The sequence below is a fragment of the Bradyrhizobium sp. UFLA05-108 genome (assembly GCF_059803455.1).
The window spans coordinates 1-784 of sequence record NZ_JBANAZ010000236.1 but is presented as its reverse complement, the minus strand read 5'-3'; the positions used below and the strand labels follow the sequence as shown (position 1 = coordinate 784).

Annotated in this window: 1 protein-coding gene; it reads right to left on the bottom strand. The window is 64.4% G+C overall.

The annotated features are described in order from the left end of the window. Positions 1 to 355: 355 nt before the first annotated feature. A partial coding sequence (locus SO140_RS46220) for a transposase (protein WP_449384714.1) occupies positions 356 to 784 on the bottom strand: 429 nt, incomplete at its 5' end.

The window sequence follows — 784 nt, the reverse complement described above, 5'->3', positions numbered from 1 at the left end:
TGTGCTGGTTTTTGGACGCCGGCAAGAAGGAGGCTCCGCAGGGTCAACTGACCGGCGTCCAAAAAGCGCCAAGGCACGAAGTCGCGGGAAGTTGGGCACCGACGGTGCAGCGAGTGCTATGGGGATTTGATGCCGGCGCCGACCTTGATGATAGACGTGGCGCTGGCGGAATTCGGCCTGCGTGTCTGTAGGTACGGGAGTTCAGGAGAGTGCAATAGGCGTTTGGGCGAGCGTTCGGAGCGCACCGATGCGCGATGCGCGCACTGATGGATGCTATAGGGTGGAGAGAGAGCGCCGCCGGCGTGGAGCCAGCGCATTGGAATGGGAAACCCGCAGCGCTCACAGGAGGTCTGGCTCATGAGGTGTCGATCCTGATCAGTGTCGGCCGCCAGCTCGGCTGGCAGCCGGGCGCGAAGGTCTCGATGACGATCATACGCGCGCCACAGCACGGGCATGGGTACGGCAGCACGCGCGGGGTGTCCGGCGCAACATCCGGCTGCTCTTGCGGGTCGGCGGCAGGCGGGACGACATCGAGGAGTGCACGGGCCGTGGCGATGCTTTCGGCGCGGTTGGTTGAGGCAAAGAGCCCGTAGTGGCGGATGCGGTGGAAGCCCTTGGGCAGCACGTGCAGCAGGAAGCGCCTGATGAACTCCTGCGGGTGAAGCCGCATCGTCTTCCAGCGGTCGGATCCGTTGACGCGATAGTCCTTCCAACGGAACGCAATCGCCTCGCTGTCGGCTGCAACGAGGCGGCGGTTTGAGATGGCAACCCGATGGGTGTAACG